We start from the raw sequence: 17,817 nt of genomic DNA on the forward strand, positions 1-17,817 counted from the left end.
GGTTCATTTATATTCCATATGTCAGCTTGTAATATATGGAATATAAATCATTTTACAGGAGAGTGAATGAAGTGAAAAAGACTAAATTAATACTTATGGTATTCATGAGTATGATCCTTACCTTATCGATACCTGGAATAGGCTCAAGTTCAAAGGCTTCTGCAGCTACAGCACGTACACCCATTGTATTGGTACATGGATTAACCGGTTCAGATAGCAATTTTACAGCGATTGAGAGTTATTTGCGTAGCCAAGGGTGGACGAGAGAGGAACTATTCGCTATTGACCTCCCGAGCAAACAAGGAAACCAGCTGTTGAATTCCGCAGCAATCAGTCGATTCGTAGATGATGTACTACGGGAAACAGGTCACACGAAAGTCAATATTGTAGCGCATAGCATGGGCGGAGCCAATAGTCTGTATTACATACTTAACCGTGGAGGCGCTTCTAAAGTGGATAAGTTGATAACCCTTGGCGGGGCTAATCGATTGACCACAACTACAGCTCCGAGTGGAATAAAGGTGACTTCAATCTATTCTACCAGTGATACAATTGTTTCCCCGACACTTTCTCGTTTGAGCGGAGCGAACAACATTTCCGTTTCCCTCGTATCTCATATCGGTCTGCTGTTTAATTCCCGGGTGAACGCCCTGATTAAAACGGCTTTAAATGAGTAGCCTCATTACAAAATGCATATTCTTCATAGATATAAAATGATGAACTTGAACACGACTGACCACTCAGGGCAGTCGTGTTTTCGTATTGCGGAGTGAAACAAAGAAGAGGTCCCTGCTGGAGAGCAAGGACCTCTTCTATTTATTTTAACGTCGTGTAGATGCGCTCGCTGCTTCATGTTCAACTACACGTTGCAGTAATTCCTTCAATGCCTTCATGGGACGGCCTTGGCGTTGGCCTTCAATTATTGAATTCCGCAAAGATTCCACATCTTGAGTGCGTACCTTCCCACCATGATGGAAACGATTGAAGGCTTGATAATCGAGAGGCAGCATATCCCGTTCCATGTTAAGTTGTATTTTTGCCGTCATGCGTGCGCCCATCACAACACCCATCATTTTGCCGACAAGACCATGACTAGGCAAGGCTGCTATCTCACCTTGGGCACGGCAAGCGAGCTGCCAAAGTTCTGTATTGGCAATAACAGTCGAGAAGGGAGGCCAGCCCAAAATATCACAAGCAGCATATACAGGAAAACCGATACTGGAGTAAATATTGAACATGGCCGGGCTTACTCGACCACAGCGCGAGACTTTAGATTGATTATACAGCGCGATAAATTGTTTAGCTGCTGCTTTGTTATTGGATTCTACCTGGAAACCGACGTTGTTCGTCGGGTGTTTGTAACAGACAATGGCTTGAGCAACCTGTTTGGGATCGGTGGGCTCGTGGACAGGTAAATCAGCCGAGGATTGATGACTCAGCGTACCCAGTATTCCTCTTAGTAACTGATCCTCTCGAATCTGCATCACCTCCAGATAATGTTCACGGATTCCACTCCCAAACCCGCACATAATGACAGTGGTTGTGGAGTTCAGCACAACATTACCTATCTTGGACAGCAGTTCGATACCTTCTGGTGTGCGACTCGCATGACCATCCAAGGTGACAATAATATATTGATATTGCTGACGCTTGATAGCTGCTACATCTTCAATGACATGATAGCCGCTAAAATCTTTCAGAGAAGCATCGTCATAACAATAGAGTTTCTGAGGAGCATGGAAAGCTTCTATTCGTCCCTTTCGCACTAGAAAAGTCAGATCAGCACCAGCTAAGTGAAGGTGGTAACCCACTGAAAATCCAACAGCTCCTGCGCCGACTATTAAAACTTTAGGTTGTTTTGAGATAGTTGTCATATTGATTGCTCCTCTTATATGGTTGAAATCGAATTATGCGTTTGAATCCTTGTTATTAAATGAACATGTGTTGATTTGATATCGCAATGTCAGTATAATCTACTCATCTCTGCAATCACAATAATCAATAGATGTGATAGTGTTATGAATTCAACAGTTCGGCTTATGTTTGTTGAGAAGATGATAATAAGAGGGGTTAGCTCATGGTTGGAATCAAAAATAATAGAAGAACTAAATATACGATGGAGCTTATTAAAGAGGTCTTTCTAGAGCTGTTAGAGAGCAAAAAATTACCTCAAATAACGGTAACTGAAATATGTAAGCAGGCGGATATCAATCGGGGGACGTTTTATTTGCACTACAAAGATCCTTATGAATTGTTTGAAGCCTTGCAGATGGAATTTACGCAAGAAATCATGGAAACGTTAGGACAGGGGACAAGTCCCTGCACAACAGAGCAATCGATGATTAATCTGCTGAACATCATTCAGGATAAGAAAACGATCTATCAAATCCTGATTTCGGAGAGTGGAGAAAATAACTTTTTATCACAAGTTCTACTGGAAGACTTTCTGCTAAAAAATGGAGAAGACGCGGGCAGCCAGAAGACATTTACAATGGACTATACGCTCACTTACATGGTTCATGGTTCCTTAGGCATCATCAATCAATGGCTGGAATCCAATAGCGAGGACAGCCCGCAAACGATTGCTCGTCTCATTTCTTCTTTGGGTCATCAGAATATGGCTAAAGGAGATCGTAAGCATGAAGATACAATTGAATGATCGAATTAAAGTTCATCCAGGCTTTTGGGCAGGATTACATCAATTAGGGATTGGTGCTGACGACGTAGCTCGCACTGCACAACTGCCTCTAGAGGTAATCAATCAACCTGTAGTGACCCAAGCTCAGTACTTTGCAATCTGGCAGGCCTATTCAGATCTCATTGGGGACACTGCCGAAGGCATCATCAAACTTGCAACTGGATATGAAATATCGAAGTATCCTCCGCCTGTTCTGGCGATGTACCATGCTCGTGATTATCGGGATGCGTTGAATCGAATGGTCCGTTACAAGCAAATGTGCCCTCCCGAGAGCTTGCAGATGAACGAAGTAGGGGAAGAATGTATCATTGAACTCGAATGGTTACATAAGGAGCAACCAGGTCCGCCATTGCTGGTGGGTATTACGCTGGCATTCTTGATCGAACTTGGACGGAGGGGCACAGGACAGCCATTGACTGCAAAAAGGGTTGAATTCTCGCAACCAATGGGTGACGTAGCCATACTCGAAGCTTACTTCGGCTGTGGAGTCCATACCCATTCCAACTATAATCGGGTGACGCTAGGGCTGAAAGATCTGAGTCTTTCATTTCTTTCGTATAACGAGGAGTTACTGGAGATTCTGACCCCGGCACTGGAACGGTCGCTGGACGAACAGGAGAGCAGTCGATCCATTATTGAAGTGGTCAAATGGATTATAAAACGCAGCCTCACTGGAAAGCGCCCTGACATTCAGACGGTCGCCAAAGAGCTTCGCATGAGTGATCGTACTTTGCAGCGGCGACTGACAGAGGAGAACACAAACTTCAAGCAATTATTAACCGAGGCCAGACGTGAGCAGGCCCGAGAGTACCTTGCAGATCCTTCGCTCGATATCAAAGAAGTGGCATTCCTGGTTGGATATGAAGACCAGAATTCGTTCTATCGTGCGTTCCGAAATTGGGAAGGGGATACACCTTCAAATTGGCGTGTCAGGCATTAATACTGGCGCAAAGTGCTAGTTACTAGTCCCTTCAGACTGCGTAATATTATACCTATCCGGTGCATGAAGCTGTTGGCAAGTTTCAAGAAGCACCTGCCGGATAGTTGTAATCAAGAAGGAGAAATGCAGGATGGATATGGGACTAAAAGAGAAAACAGCATTAGTTACAGGATCAACAAAAGGAATCGGTAAAGCAATTGCTTTAGAGCTCGCCCGAGAAGGTGTTCATGTTCTAATTAATGGACGCAATGATGAAGAGGTGGAACGAACCGTTCGTGAAATCAAGTCCACTTTTCCGGAGACCTCTCCACAAAAGGCTACGGCTGATCTTGTGGATCTGGAGCAAAGACAAGCTTTATTCGAGAAGTTCCCTGAGGTTGATATTTTAGTGAATAGCATGGGCATATATGAGATCATGAGTTATGAAGACGTGAACGACGAAGTATGGGAAAAATATTTCCGTACCAATGTATTGGCTGCCAATGGCTTGTCTCAATTTTATTTACCTAAAATGGTGAAGAACAATGACGGACGTATTATTTTTATCGCGAGTGAGGAAGCTCTTATGCCCTCAGGCCAGATGCGCCAATATTGTATGACCAAGTCAATGTTGCTGTCATTATCCAAAAGTCTGTCCAAACTGACAGCAGGAACTGAAGTTACGATTAATACGATCATGCCAGGGCCAACACTGTCTGAGAATGTGCGTGATATTATTGAAAGCATATACCCTGATGAGGCGCTGACTTTCGAGGAAAAAGAGAAAGATTTTATGAAGAGCAATCTGCCTCAGTCTGAATTGCAGCGATTCATCAAGCCAAGTGAAATCGGCAGACTCGCAGCTTTTGTATGTAGTCCGTATGCTTCAGCTTTTAGAGGCTCTCCCATTCGTATGGACGGGGGCATGGTTCCAACCATATTTTAAATTTGTTCAAGATATAGCATATGTAACGATAAGAAGTCGCCAGTATTGGCGACTTTTTTATTTGTAAATGATCTATGCGAGGAGCATCAATCGAGTTTATAATACAGGTATGATTTTCGAAAACGGTTTCTCTATCTTGGAAGCGATTACTTATATCGATTATTTGAATCTAAAAGGGGACATTATCATGATAGCTGCAATAAATCTGGAAGGTATCTGGAAACTCCAACTCGATGAAAATAAGGTGGAAAGCGGTCTGAATTTCTCAGACGTCATTACATTGCCCAATACCACATCGCATGCGGCCAAGGGCAAGAAAAACGAGAAGGTGTTAATCGGTGCGCTAACGGATGAGTATTTATTTGAGGGTTATGCATGGTTTACACGAGAGATTGAAATTCCCGAACACTTGGCTGGCAAACGGTGTTTCTTACATTTGGAACGAACTCGAGTAACCACAGTCTGGATCGATGGGGTGGAATGGGGAACGCAAAACAGTTTGAACACACCTCACCGTTACGAGATCGGGGCAGGGCTATCCGCTGGATCACATACAATTACGATTCGAGTGGACAATACCGATTATCCAACCAAAGGCGGTCACCTTACATCCGAAGACACACAGACGAATTGGAACGGCATCACCGGGAAGTTGGAGCTTCAATTTTTCGAGCGTGTTTTCCTGGATAATGTTCAAGTTTACCCTGTTCTGGCGACTCGATCTTTCGACATTAAAGCAGCACTTATCGGTGACTTGCAAGGAGTGCGAATCGTGGTATCAGCTGTTGCTGTCAGTGCAGATCCGGTGTTTAGGACAGAGGAACAGATTTTCGCTCCGGATTCGCAGGAGATCCAGCTGACGTACACGATTGGTGAAGATGCGATGTTATGGAGTGATGATGAACCTAATCTGTACCAACTTCACATTCAACTGCAAGATCAAGATGGCGAAGTGCTGGATTCCACCGAAGTATGGACAGGATTACGGGAATTCCGGGCTGCCGGAGACAAATTCACCATTAATGGTCGCAAAACGTTTCTTCGAGGCAAACATGACGGGCTGATCTTTCCGCTCACGGGATACGCGCCAACCGATGTGGATGAATGGGTTCGCATTCTCGCTATCTCCAAGTCCTACGGTATCAATCACTACCGTTTCCATACCTGTTGTCCTCCGGAGGCTGCTTTTATTGCAGCGGATCTGCTCGGCATCTACATGGAACCTGAGCTTCCGTTCTGGGGAACCATCACCGATGAATCATCAGATGGGCATAATCAAGCAGAGCAGGATTACTTGATTAGCGAAGGATTTGCAATGCTACGTGCTTTTGGTAATCATCCTTCGTTTGTCATGATGTCCATGGGGAATGAACTATGGGGAAGCAAAGACAGTTTGAATTCGATCCTGAAGGCATACAAAGCATATGATCCTCGTCATCTATACACGGAAGGTTCCAATAACTTTCAGTTTGTACCGGACATTCTGGAGGAAAGTGAATTTTTCTGCGGGGTTCGTTTCTCCAAAGAGCGTCTGTTCAGAGGCTCGTATGCGATGTGTGATGCTCCGCTTGGTCACGTGCAGACCGACTTGCCCAATACGTTGAAAGATTACGATTCGAACATTGTGCCGACGCAAGGCAGCGATGCTGATCCTTCTGGGCAAACGGCGAACAAAGAGATTCAGATTCAGTATGGGACAGGCTCCAAAACGGTGCAGGCCGAAGCTGGCAGTGACCAACTTGTCTCACACGTACCGATCATCTCGCATGAAATTGGACAGTACGCCACGTTTCCTAATTTCGATGAGATTAGCAAATATACGGGTTCTCTCAAAGCGAAAAACTTCGAAGTGTTTCGAGAGCGTCTGGAAGCCAAAGGACTGGGACATCTGGCGGAAGCCTACTTCAGAGCCTCTGGTAAGCTCGCGGTTGCATGTTACAAGGAAGAGCTGGAAGCTGCTTTTCGTTCGCAGCAACTTGCCGGGTTCCAGCTGCTGGATCTCCAGGATTTCAGTGGTCAGGGAACAGCGCTGGTGGGTGTACTGGACGCATTCATGGATTCCAAAGGCATGGTTACTCCTGAGGAGTGGAGAACGTTTTGTTCCGATGCTGTGCTGCTGGCGAGATTCCCCAAATATAATTATCAAGCGGGTGAATTGTTCGAAGCACGCATTGAACTAAGTTACTATCGGAGACAAGTGTTAGATGGACTTCAATTGAAGTGGGAACTTCAAAGCGAGCAGAACGAAGGAAGCATCCAATTGGAAGGGAAAGCAGACCTGCCAGCGACTCATGGAGAACATTATGTGAATATCACAGATCTCAGCATTCGCATTCCTGAAGTCTCCGATATGACCAAAGTGGAGCTTAGACTATCCATCCCGGGCACGGATATCCGTAAGTCTTACGACCTGTGGATCTACCCGAGTCAGCAGGAAGTGGACCTGAGCGGTTTGAATCTCTTTACCGAATTATCGGACCAAGCGCTAGCGCTGCTTGAGCAGGGCGAGGATATTTTACTTTTCCCGAATCCCAATCAGATTCAACACGCGATTGAAGGTTTCTACAGCACCGATTTCTGGTCTTACCCCATGTTCCGTTCGATATCGGAGAATATGAAGAGAGAAGTTCCTGTGGGTACAATGGGCTTGTTGATTCAACAGGACCATCCGGCCTTCGAACATTTTGTCACAGAGGAGTACTCGACCTATCCGTGGTGGAGCATCGTATCCGAGTCGTCATCCATCATTCTGGATGAGCTGAATAAAGACTTGCAACCGATCGTGCAGACCATTGATAATTTTGAACGAAACCATAAGCTCGGATTGTTGATGGAATGCCGGGTGCGGAATGGTAGAGTGCTTATGGGGGCGCTGAATCTGGAGAGTCTAATGGCTACGCTGGAGGGAAGACAGTTGTTATACAGCTTCCAGCGTTATGTGCAGAGTCCGGCGTACCAACCAGCTACCTGTCTGGAAGTCGATGAGCTTCGCCAGTTGTTGAACTAAGGATAGTAGAGAAGAGGCAGCGTGTTCCTTATTTTCACAACGTTATTCTTAGAAATATGCCCTTATAGACCCTTCCACGAATGGAGGGGTCTTTGGCATTTGTTTCTTTCTCTTGCACTTTAGGGTCAGTATAATGCATTTCAGCCCAATTCGACTCCGAAACCTGTGTTAAAATAGTATATTCGAGAGTGAAATTCAGAGTCGATGTCGATGAAAGGCGGATGTCCCCCATGTTCAATATTGCAATCTGTGATGATGAGGAGCAGCAACGAGAACGTGTGAAATCCATGCTGGTCTCCTTGTCTTTAAAAACCAATTTTGATTTTCAAATTAGCCTATTCACATCTGGTGAACAACTGCTCTCACACTACAGAGAGGTTGGGGATACATTCAATATTCTCATCTTGGATGTGGAGATGGGCGGAATGAACGGGATTCAGACCGCTAAAGAGATTAGGAACATGAAGTTTCTGGATGTACAGATTATGTTTCTGACCAGTTACCCGGAATATATGGTGGAGAGCTTTGATGTCATCACCTTTCAATATCTGATTAAACCAATCCAGCCGCAAGTTTTCGAGGAAAAGATGATTAAGCTGTGTCAATATTTTCAGGCACTGGACAAAAAGTATGTACTGATCAAATCAGACTATGATGAATTGTTGCTGAAATATGATGATATTTTCTGGATTGAGGTCGTCAAAAGTTTAACGATCAAGAACAAATTGAAGTTTGTGACCGAGGAAAATGTGCATGAGACTAAAGGTGTTATATCGAGTTACGCATCAGGGTTGAAAGACCATGGTTTTTTGCAGATTCATCGCTCAATTATCATTAACTTGATGCATGTTCAGAAGTTTTCCGGTACCCAAGTCGTCATGTTGAATGGAACGGAACTGCCCATAGGCCGATCCAAGGTCAAGGAAGTCAAGGATGCCTATACCAAATACATGATCATGAGGATTCAATGATATGGATACCTACATGATCTTTTCCATCATTTTTGTGACCTTACTTATGGCATTTCAGGCAAATTTTTATTTTGATTCTGTGTTGGGCAAGTCCAGGCGGAAGTCGCATAGAGCTATTTATTTTATCGTTTTTATCCTGCTTTGTTATTTTTATTTGGTTTCTTCCTTCTCTGACATCGTTTCTACTGCTGTTGCCCTGCTATTAATCTTCAGTCTGGCGCAATCCTATGAAGTGGAGTTCAAAATCAAACTTGTTTTTACCATCCTGTATGCGGTTCTGATTACGATGGCGAATACGATAGCTGTATATATTCTCGGAGTTTTGGAATCCACAGAATTCATCTCATGGGAACAGTTCAACGGAGAAAACCACTGGATTCTATCCAAAGTGATGCTGGTTGGTTGCAGTATCATGTTCATTGTTATTCAAATTGTACGTTTAGTGGCCAAACGCAGGAGCTTTGCCGTGCATTATCGTTATTATTTGCTGTTTCTCATCGTACCCATTATTACGATCTATCAGATCAATGTGGCCTCGATATATAGTGAAAAAAACATATTCTACGTCTTTTCTGTACTAGGCTCTCTATTTCTCAACGTGTTCATTGTTTATGTATTCGATAATATGGTGGAAAAGGTACAGCTTGCGCATGAAAATGCCCAGTTACAGCGTCAGATGGACTATCAGGATGCCAACTATGAGAAGACCGTTCACAGTTACAAAAGCATTAAATCCATCATCCATGATATTAACCAGCAGTTTCTGTATATCGATGAATGTATCCAACGTAATGAACTTGCGGCGGCAGGTGACCATATCAAGTCTACATTAAATACCATTGAAGGTGCGTTCCAGCGGGTGAACTCCGGCAATCTGGTCATTGATGCTCTCGTTACGAATACCCTGGCTATGGGGCAGGCAAACGGGATCAAAATCGACACCAAAATCCAGCTCCACTCGCAGCATGTCCAGATTGATCGATACGATCTGTGTGTGGTGCTCGGTAACATGCTCGATAACGCAATTGAAGCTTCCAAGAAGGTCAGACAGGCGGAGGATCGATATATTCTCATTGCCATTCACTCCACATCATCTGCACTCGTTATCCAGATTATGAATCATGTTGGGCAACCGATAGTCGACTTGAAAAGTGAAAAGCCCAATCCCGAGTACCATGGGATCGGTCTAACCAATATATCGAGAATGTGCGAGAAATATGGTGGACATATGAGTATTGAGCATCAGCATCGGAAGTTTAACAACATGGTCGTGCTTCCGTTCCACACCGACAATCCCTGAACCTGCCGTTCAGGGATTGTTTTTTTCCATTCAGGGTTCTTTTGCGTTCGATCTATATCTTCCCGGTTATGATGAATTCATTCATAAGAACATTTGAGGGAGGACATGGGATGAAGAAATTAATTAGTCTTTTATGTACAGCGGTGCTTGTCATTACACCGCTGGCAGATGTCAGCGCAGAGGCGAATAACAGCGGTACGATTGAGGCACGGGCGGAGCAGATCGCCAAGGCGATGGTGCAAAACTACGGTGTCACCAGTGTGCAATATGCGATCATGGATGAAGGAGAATACATTTTATCAGATAGTGTAGGACTGCACGATAAGGCATCACAGAAGCCAATAGACAAGGATAGCATGTATGGCATAGGCTCGGTTAGCAAAATGGTTGTTACGGCAGCCGCCATGAAGCTGGTCGATTCTGGCAAAATAGATCTGGATGAGTCGCTTACTTCATATATCAAGGACTTTAAAATGGCAGATGCGCGCTATACTCAAATCACACCGCGCATGCTGATGAATCATTCATCCGGTCTATACGGTACACATTATGGAAACAGCATGTTGTTTGACGATAATGACACCCGCAATCATGATGAGTTATTGCTCAAACTTCAGTCCGAAAAACTGAAATCCAAACCTGGCGAATACTCCGTCTACGCCAATGACGGTTTTCAATTGCTTGAAATCCTGGTTGAACGGGTGAGTGGGTTAAGCTACAGCGAATATATCGCCAAGTACATCAGTGAGCCGTTGAAGTTGGAATCAACGAAGACACCACTAGATTCCTTTGACAGAGCGCAGTTATCCGAAACCTATTGGCCTACACTTGAGATGACGATGCCTACCGAAAATGCAAACATTATTGGTACAGGCGGAGTGTACTCTACCGCAGAGGAATTGAGCCAATTCGGAGAGGTTTTAATGGGGAACAGACCGGATATTCTGTCCGAATCTGCTGTGAAGGCTATGCAATCTCATGAATATCGTAAGGGCATATGGGTATCTGATGAGCAAAATACGATCAATTATGGTTTGGGGTGGGATTCGGTTGACCTTGCACCTTTCAGCGATTATGGGATTACCGCGCTTGCCAAGGGCGGAGATACCATGTTGTACCATGCCGTGTTAATCACCATACCGGAACATGATATTTCAATGGCGGTCCTATCATCTGGCGGATCTTCCGTCTACAATCAGATGTTTGCCAGCAAAGTGCTGCTGGACGTTCTGGAGGATCAGGGCATCATCAACGATGTTCAGCCTGATCAGACATTCTCACCACCTGTCAAAGTGAAGATGCCGACGGATTTGAATTCGTACTCAGGCCTATATGGTACGGTAGGTGCAACACTGGATATAGCGATCAAGAATGATGAGATGCAACTGCCTGCCTTGCTGGGAGGAATCGTTCCGGAGCAGAACTATGTGTACACAGGCGACGAACATTTTACGAGCATGGATGGCAGTGTGAAAGCCAGCTTTGTGAAAGAACGTAATGACAAGGTGTATGTTAAAGTTCAGGCGACAATAACGTTGCCCGGTTTAGGCCAAACGGTGATGAACACGTATGATTATCAAAAGTTGGAGCATAACACGCTGGACGCAGCAACGAAAGAGAAATGGACAGCACGTAACAGCTCAAAATATTACGCATTGGATGAAAAAATAACGTCGATCTTCTATCTGCTTCCATCGATGCTGATCAAGAATCTATCCGTTGATACCGAAAATGGCTACGCTAATGGCACGCAAATCATGGATGCGAACTACGCAGAGAATGTTGCCGAGATTCCTGTAATGAACGGAAGAGACGCATTCGATCTGCAATTCTATACAAAGAATGCCGCAGAGATTTTGATTCAGGATGGGCAGGAATACATTGCCGAGGATGCGATTACTCCAATCTTTGGTGGGAAAAAGGGGCTGACGACCATTCCAGCTAACGGTCAGGCCCGGTGGTATGCAATCGATGCCCGTTCGGCGAACAAATCCATCACAGTGGATTCTCCGGAGAGCGGAGGTTATGCGGTGTATGATGAGAAAGGCGAGATGGTTCACTTCTCTGTAGCAACCGATCAGGATTCGACGAAGCTCCCGAAAAGTGGTTTTATCGTTTTTGGTGGTGATGCGGGGGATGTCTTCCAGATCCAATTAAAGTAAAACAGGGACGTTAGTACAAAGTCACGTTTGTAACTTTTCACCGAAAAAATACAGTTATCAAGAAGTCGCCTAGTGGCGGCTTTTTTGATATTCTCTTTGAATAATTTAACAATCTGGTAACTATTTGGCCTAATCACACGTTATGTTTATGTAGTTATATATCAGGCCAATTTTCAATAGGAGGAATCGCTATCCATGATCAATATACGTAAACGTCAAATGAATAAGCGTTGGAAAAGAAGAGCAGGAAGACCCATCATTGCAGGCATTACTGCCGGAATGCTAATGGTTCAGGGCGTTCTCGGCGTGTTGCCATCTCAGGCACATGCTGAAACATCGGATGTATCCATCCGTAACTGGTATTCGTATCAACGAATCACAGTGCCTGAACTGAAACCTTCTTGGACTGCAAAGGTAGATAACTATTTGAATATGAACGAGACGTATGTTGGAGTTAATGCGATCGCAGAAGAGGGGAAAGTATTCACGTTTGCTGGATCGAAGCTGATTGCACTCGATGCGACAACAGGTAAGCGGTTGTGGACTTACGGCAAAGAACTGACGCCTTATATTACCTATCAAAACGGCGTTCTCTACGGACTGACCATTGATCACAAGCCATATGCCTTGAATGCAAAGACAGGCAAGGCAAAATGGCAGTCAGGCACATCCACCTGGATTGATACGTATAACCGTACGGAAGCTCTGATTCCAACGGTGGATACCCTCTACGTAATTAAGGGGAGTACAACGTTCGCACTGGATATCCAGTCAGGGAAACTGCGCTGGGAGGCAGATGAACCATTAGGTGAAGGTCATGGTACTGAGTATCTGGGAGAATCTAATGGTGTGGTGCTGAGAACCTTTTTTGTCCAAGGTGCACTTACATCCACACAGCTTAATGCATATGACAAGAAAACGGGCAAGAAGCTATGGGGTCATTTTGGTCAGGGGGAAGCTATTCAGATCAAAGACGGTCTTGTGTACTCAGCGGACTACTATTCTTCAATGTTGGGAAATGACGAGTCTTCACCAGAACGCAAATGGAAAGTCAATGCGTACAATCTGAAGACCGGTGTGTTAAAAGGGAGTCAGGAGTATAAGTGGACCATGCCGGGGGATCCACCGTATGTGAATGGGTATGGAGGGATATTTTCCGATAAAGATAAACTATACATTCTACAAGGGAATACGATAGCGGAGTATCCGTTGAATTTGACCAAGTCGGGAACGGCGCCACTTCGAACTTTTCACCGTCCTTACGGCGAAAATATGGTATGGCTTGGCGTTACACAGGAAAGGTTGATCTTCAAAAACGGAAACACGGGAGAGCTCACAGGCATCAAGCTGGCTAATGGTCAAGAGGTCCAGTGGCATGGTGATGCTCCCGTTTCTCAGATTGATGTTTACGGCAAAGGGATGTATCGAGCGCAACGTAACGGCACTCTGCTTGTCCTCAATATGTTGTCGGGTCAGCCGGTCTTCCGCGTCTCCACCGGTGGAGATATACACAACTCAACGTTGAAGACAAACGGGATGATCATTGTTCAAGCCGAAGGCAAACTACTCGGCGTTAAGCTGCCAGCATCGCTGAAATAAATGATTTTAGTTTTAGCTGCATCTGCCGTTGAACGAAAATCATTTGAAAAGACCGGATTACGAGCACGGTTGCTCATAATCCGGTCTTTCTTATTTTTGCGCGTAAAACACCGCAAAGTCCAAGTATTTGTACATACAATCCGCTACACGAAACCCTACGTCCTCTAACCACTCCAATTGATCCTCGAGCGTGGCATTGATATCGACCTTTCGTCTTTCGATCGAAGCCGAGATGGCTTCCTCTGACAGACCACTTCGATGAATCGCTTCTAGCCAGCAATGGCGGTAATAGCTATCCGTATCGGGGGTTCTTCCCTGAACCTGGTCTGCGTTGATGAAGCGTCCACCTGGTTCTAACAGCTGGTGCACAGTTTCAAATACCTTTTTCTTGTCAGCGTGTGTGAGATGGTGAATAGACAGGGAGGAAATAATCATATCGTAGGAACTGGTAAAATCGTAGTTGGAGTAATCCCCGACGACATACTGTATTTGGTTAGCATCAGCAAATCTTCGACGTGCTCCTTCGAGCATTTGATCACTAATATCGATTAGCGTTAATCGCGCGTTGGGATACTTTTGCAGGACCAATCCGGAGAGCAGTCCCGTTCCTGCACCCAGATCAAGAATACGTGGAGAATCAAGCGGGCTTACCATTAGATCCAGGGCCATTCCATAAAAATCATCAAAACAAGGGATAAGCTGCTTACGCTGCACATCATAATCTTGGGCTACCTTATCAAACAGCTGCTTTACTGAGAATTGCATATGCTCATCACTCCTTGACGTTTTCTCCATAGTTTACAAACGGGAAGGGATCAAGGGAAATATCGATTATGGATAAGTTCATAGGTTGGACCTATGGGTTCCGAGTTTCTACCATGGGTAATAACCCATTTGACTTAGAGTACACTCTAAGGTGTAGACTTTGCAAAAGAAGAACTATTCCAAAGGAGATGAACAGATTGACACAGGAGAATAATTTTAAAACTTTACAACATAAAATCGGCTCTGGCTTCAACCATAACAGCACAGCGCAGGATGTATTGAGAGATCTGGATTTATCCGGACAACTTGCCATTGTAACGGGTGGTTATTCCGGCCTTGGGTTGGAGACGACACGCGCGCTTGTGAATGCGGGAGCCCATGTTGTGGTGACTGCGCGTCGTCCAGCGGTCGCGAAAGAAGCACTTGCTGGTCTGGAAGGTGTTGAAATAGATGAATTGGACCTCGCTGATTTATCCAGCGTGCACGCTTTTGCTGATCATTTTTTGGCGAGTAATCGGAGCATCGACATGCTGATTCTTAACGCCGGCATCATGGCTTGTCCGGAGACGCGGGTAGGTCCTGGTTGGGAAGCTCAATTTGCAACTAATCATCTGGGCCACTTTGCCCTGACTAATCTGTTATGGCCAGCACTGGCAAGTCAGGGTGGAGCACGAGTTGTTTCCTTGGCATCAGCTGGACATCATTTCTCGCCGATTCGTTGGGATGATATTCAATTTGAACATGGTTATGAGAAATTCCCTGCCTATGGACAGTCCAAAACAGCAACGATTTTATTCAGCGTTGAGTTGGACAGACGCGGTGCTGAGCAAGGGGTACGAGCTTTCTCCGTTCATCCAGGCGGAATTATGACACCAATGCAACGTCATATGCCAAAAGAGGAAATGATTGCGCTAGGTTGGATTGATGAATCTGGAGAAGTGGCTAATCCTGCGTTCAAAACACCTGAGCAGGGGGCAGCGACGCAGGTCTGGGCAGCAACCTCTCCTCAGCTTGAGGGAAAAGGCGGTGTCTACTGCGAGGATTGTGACATCAGTGAATTGGCTCCAGCGGATGGAGGCTTCTACGGAGTCAAAGAGTATGCGATTGATCCCGAGCAAGCTATTCGTTTATGGGAGCTATCGGCTAAGCTGACTCATACGGACATAGAACTCTCCTGAACATGTAATTAACTTGTGCACGAGATAACGATATTGCATGAGAAACGTCTTGCGGTGTTGATCCAGCCCAAATGCTGGTTCCGCAAGGCGTTTTTTATTTATTTCTGAAAACATCCATTTAAACCCATGAAAATTTTCATTTATCTTTAAGTTAAAACTAATCGTATCCTCATCTACTTCATGCTTAATAGAGGATAAGCTACGATACATCATACATAAGGAGAAACGCCTATGAAAATCAAGAAAAAACTTGGTACAGTCAGGAACCGTCTGGTAGCCTCATTTTTAATCGTATTGTTACTTCCCAGTCTGGTTATCGGAGGATTCGCCTATCTGACCGCCAAACAGCAAGTAGATACACAGCTCGCCAACATGGCCGACACGGACATATCGCTCGTTAGCAGCATGGTCAACCAATACATACAAGCTAAACAATCAGATGTGGGACTCTTATCCGAATCCATTACATCAACGAATCCGGAAACCGCATTAAAAGCCTATACCAATAACCATTTGGAGGTCGAATCGGCGATCTTCGTTAACAGCGACGGACAACATGTGTACGCTTCTTCCAGTCAGATCCAGCCAGACAACGATAAACCTCTGGAGAGCGAATACTATACGAAGGCGATTGCCGCTCCAGGACAGGTTGTTCTGACAGAGCCGTTCACTTCGGAACAGTCGGGTAACACGGTAGTGACCATAGCGAAAGCGTCCAGTGACAGCAAGTCAGTCGTCGCCGTAACCCTGGATTTAAGCACTCTTCAAGAGACTGTAGGTCAGATCAAAATTGGAGATAACGGCTTTGTCGTCATTTTTGGCGCGAATGGCTCTATGATCGTAACTCCACCTTGGGGGACTGAAGGTCCACAGGGTGAGGAAGCGGAAACCGCTAGTGCAACACCGGTCAACGCTGCTTCCAATGCAGAACAAGACAGCTCTCAAGGTGAGGGAGGACCTGAGACAACGATGTTTGAGGGCGACTCCGGGCAAATTGAGCAAAGCTCTCCTGAAGGAGAGACACGCCAACTCGTCTATATTACCAATCAGCTTACGGGTTGGAAAATCGCAGGGGATCGCTCGCCGATTGAGATCGTAGAAGCAGCCAAACCCATCTGGAACAATACTTTGATAGTTGTCTCCGTATTTGCCCTGTTAGGTATAGGGATGACCATCTTGATCGTGTGTTCGATCACCAAACCGCTCAAAACATTGAATGATGTATCCGGGGAAGTCAGTCGGGGAGATTTGAGCCGAAGTGCATCTATCCATTCGAATGACGAACTGGGTCAGTTGGGTGATGCCTTCAACCTGATGGTCGGTTCCCTGAATTCCATTGTATCCGAAGTGAAGAATTCGTCTAATCAACTGGTCGCCGCTTCGGAACAGTTATCCGCTAATGCGGGACAAAGTGCTACGGCAACTGGACATATCGCTGAGACGATTGAACAGATGGCGGAAGGCGCCGACAGACAGGTCGCGCTGGTTGAAGAAAGCCTGCGTACCATTCATCATGTGGCGGAGCAAATTGGTCGCATCGCCAATAACGCCTCAGCAACAGCTATAGCTACAGAACAGGTTGCAGAGAAATCCAAGGAAGGCGGACAGGCCATCAATGGCGCTGTAACACAAATGGGAACCATCCACCATTCCGTAGGCCGTGTGTCGGATGGCATTAACCATCTGGTTCAGACTTCGTTGGAGATCGGGCAAATCATCAAGGTGATCTCCGATATCTCCCGTCAGACCAATTTACTGGCTTTGAATGCGTCCATTGAGGCTGCACGGGCAGGTGAGCACGGTAAAGGTTTTGCCGTTGTAGCCAGAGAAGTAGGTGCACTCGCGGAGCAGGCAGCTAATTCAGCGAAGCAAGTGACTACACTAATTGGCAGCATCAATGAAGGAATCCAGCATGCGGATCAATCCATGATTGAGGCGATTGGTGAGGTTTCCAAAGGGATGAACGTCATGAATACGGCGGGCCAGCTCTTTGAAGAAATCACCTTGTCCGTGGATACGGTGAACAGCAAGGCCAGCGAAGTGTCCACTATGGCCGATGATATCGTTCAAGAAACCTCCCATGTCGTGGCGAAAATCGAGGACATTTCTCATGTTTCCCGGGAAACGGCGGAAGGAGCACAGACCGTATCTGCGGCAACTGAACAACAGCTTGCTTCAATGCAAGAGATCAGTTCATCTTCATCTTATCTGGCTCGCATGGCATCACGCCTTCAGGAACTCACGGAAAGGTTCAAAATCTAAAGAGAATGCG

At 45.5% G+C, this 17,817-nt stretch carries 13 protein-coding genes; 11 read left to right on the forward strand and 2 right to left on the reverse strand.

What is annotated here, in order from left to right; all coding sequences use genetic code 11:
• Positions 1-95 precede the first annotated feature (95 nt).
• Positions 96-677, forward strand: a complete 582-nt coding sequence (locus PAHA3_RS08335; RefSeq protein WP_254847849.1) for an esterase/lipase family protein — start codon at positions 96-98, stop codon at positions 675-677.
• A 144-nt stretch (positions 678-821) separates the two neighbouring features.
• Here the strand turns inward: PAHA3_RS08335 and PAHA3_RS08340 are convergent, their stop codons facing one another.
• A complete protein-coding gene (locus PAHA3_RS08340) occupies positions 822-1,874 on the reverse strand; it encodes a ketopantoate reductase family protein (RefSeq protein WP_062834314.1) in 1,053 nt (350 codons plus the stop codon).
• A gap of 203 nt (positions 1,875-2,077) precedes the next feature.
• On the opposite strand from PAHA3_RS08340, the gene PAHA3_RS08345 reads away from it, so the two are divergent.
• The 8 genes from PAHA3_RS08345 (at position 2,078) to PAHA3_RS08380 (ending at position 13,602) form a co-directional block, all read left to right on the forward strand.
• A complete protein-coding gene (locus PAHA3_RS08345; RefSeq protein ID WP_062834315.1) occupies positions 2,078-2,659 on the forward strand; it encodes a TetR/AcrR family transcriptional regulator in 582 nt (193 codons plus the stop codon).
• Positions 2,640-3,638: an AraC family transcriptional regulator gene (locus PAHA3_RS08350; protein ID WP_062834316.1), complete on the forward strand. Its 999-nt coding sequence runs from the start codon at positions 2,640-2,642 to the stop codon at positions 3,636-3,638. The genes PAHA3_RS08345 and PAHA3_RS08350 overlap by 20 nt, the downstream gene beginning before the upstream one ends.
• A gap of 130 nt (positions 3,639-3,768) precedes the next feature.
• Positions 3,769-4,563, forward strand: coding sequence for an SDR family NAD(P)-dependent oxidoreductase (locus tag PAHA3_RS08355; RefSeq protein WP_062834317.1), 795 nt, complete (start codon positions 3,769-3,771; stop codon positions 4,561-4,563).
• A gap of 187 nt (positions 4,564-4,750) precedes the next feature.
• On the forward strand, positions 4,751-7,570 hold the full coding sequence (locus PAHA3_RS08360; RefSeq protein ID WP_062836021.1) for a glycoside hydrolase family 2 TIM barrel-domain containing protein: 2,820 nt from the start codon (positions 4,751-4,753) through the stop codon (positions 7,568-7,570).
• Between the two features lie 230 nt (positions 7,571-7,800).
• Complete coding sequence (locus PAHA3_RS08365) at positions 7,801-8,541, forward strand: LytR/AlgR family response regulator transcription factor (RefSeq protein ID WP_062834318.1); 741 nt, start codon at positions 7,801-7,803, stop codon at positions 8,539-8,541.
• A 1-nt stretch (position 8,542) separates the two neighbouring features.
• Positions 8,543-9,841, forward strand: coding sequence for a GHKL domain-containing protein (locus PAHA3_RS08370; RefSeq protein ID WP_062834319.1), 1,299 nt, complete (start codon positions 8,543-8,545; stop codon positions 9,839-9,841).
• Between the two features lie 110 nt (positions 9,842-9,951).
• Complete coding sequence (locus tag PAHA3_RS08375; RefSeq protein ID WP_062834320.1) at positions 9,952-12,003, forward strand: serine hydrolase domain-containing protein; 2,052 nt, start codon at positions 9,952-9,954, stop codon at positions 12,001-12,003.
• Between the two features lie 195 nt (positions 12,004-12,198).
• On the forward strand, positions 12,199-13,602 hold the full coding sequence (locus tag PAHA3_RS08380; RefSeq protein WP_062834321.1) for an outer membrane protein assembly factor BamB family protein: 1,404 nt from the start codon (positions 12,199-12,201) through the stop codon (positions 13,600-13,602).
• Between the two features lie 90 nt (positions 13,603-13,692).
• Here the strand turns inward: PAHA3_RS08380 and PAHA3_RS08385 are convergent, their stop codons facing one another.
• The gene (locus PAHA3_RS08385; RefSeq protein WP_062834322.1) at positions 13,693-14,367 is read right to left on the reverse strand and encodes a class I SAM-dependent methyltransferase; all 675 of its coding nucleotides are present in this window, start codon (positions 14,365-14,367) and stop codon (positions 13,693-13,695) included.
• Between the two features lie 188 nt (positions 14,368-14,555).
• Here PAHA3_RS08385 and PAHA3_RS08390 point away from each other — a divergent pair, with 188 nt between their 5' ends.
• Together PAHA3_RS08390 and PAHA3_RS08395 are read left to right on the forward strand one after the other, a co-directional pair.
• Positions 14,556-15,545: an SDR family NAD(P)-dependent oxidoreductase gene (locus PAHA3_RS08390; RefSeq protein ID WP_062834323.1), complete on the forward strand. Its 990-nt coding sequence runs from the start codon at positions 14,556-14,558 to the stop codon at positions 15,543-15,545.
• Positions 15,546-15,776: 231 nt separating this feature from the next.
• Positions 15,777-17,807 (forward strand): methyl-accepting chemotaxis protein, encoded by a 2,031-nt coding sequence (locus tag PAHA3_RS08395; RefSeq protein WP_062834324.1) that lies wholly within the window; start codon positions 15,777-15,779, stop codon positions 17,805-17,807.
• Positions 17,808-17,817 lie beyond the last annotated feature (10 nt).

Origin of the sequence: Paenibacillus amylolyticus (assembly GCF_001570725.1) — a bacterium.
Lineage (GTDB): Bacteria > Bacillota > Bacilli > Paenibacillales > Paenibacillaceae > Paenibacillus > Paenibacillus amylolyticus_A.